1 protein-coding gene is annotated in these 718 nt (G+C 37.6%); it reads right to left on the bottom strand.

Features of this window, described 5'->3' with window-relative positions; translation table 11 throughout:
- The coding region (locus tag ACFINL_RS09770; protein ID WP_375651495.1) for a hypothetical protein at positions 1-718 on the bottom strand (718 nt) is incomplete at both ends.

Genomic DNA, 718 nt, shown 5'->3' with positions numbered 1-718 from the left:
TTTTTTGGAACCAACCTTACTTTGCTTTTTTTATTGATTTTTGCATTGCCATAAACACGCCCCCAGATCGTTGCACAATATGAGATTTTAGCATTGCCATAAACAGAGCCATAAATCTCACAAGAGCCACTCACACAAGCATTTCCATAAACCTTGCCATAAATTTTAGCACGACCATTAATAACAGCATAATTATAAACTTTTGCATGGCTATAAATGCAAGCAGAGCCAGAAACCTTGGCATGACCATAGACGCGTGCATAACTAAAAACCGTAGCATCATAAGAAACATGCGCATGGTCATAAATATGAGCATCAGCAAGAATGCGGGCACTACCATTCACATGAGCATTCCCATAAATATTGCCATAAACATGAGCATTGCCATAGACAAAAGCATGGTCATAAACTTTAGCATATTGAGAGATAAAAGCTTTTCCATAGACTTCAGCATTGCCATAAACTTGACCACAGACTTGCGAATAATGCCGTATTTTTGCATTTTCATACACTCTTGCATGACCGTAGGCACAAGCCTCATCATAGACCCAGCAATTGCCATCATGGGATAGGTTAACTTCCTTTTCAATAAAGCCGCCTAAAGACCCCGCCTTTATATCATCGAAATCTTTTAAAGCACGAATGCGATAAAGAGTTATAATATTTCGAGTAAGAGCATGTTTGATTTTTTTGATTTCACTGGTTAATTCATATTTTT

The sequence above is a fragment of the Bartonella sp. AA78NXGY genome, from assembly GCF_042197005.1.
Taxonomy (GTDB): Bacteria; Pseudomonadota; Alphaproteobacteria; order Rhizobiales; family Rhizobiaceae; genus Bartonella.
The sequence above is the reverse complement of the archived record's forward strand: the minus strand, read 5'-3'. Positions and strand labels throughout refer to the sequence as shown.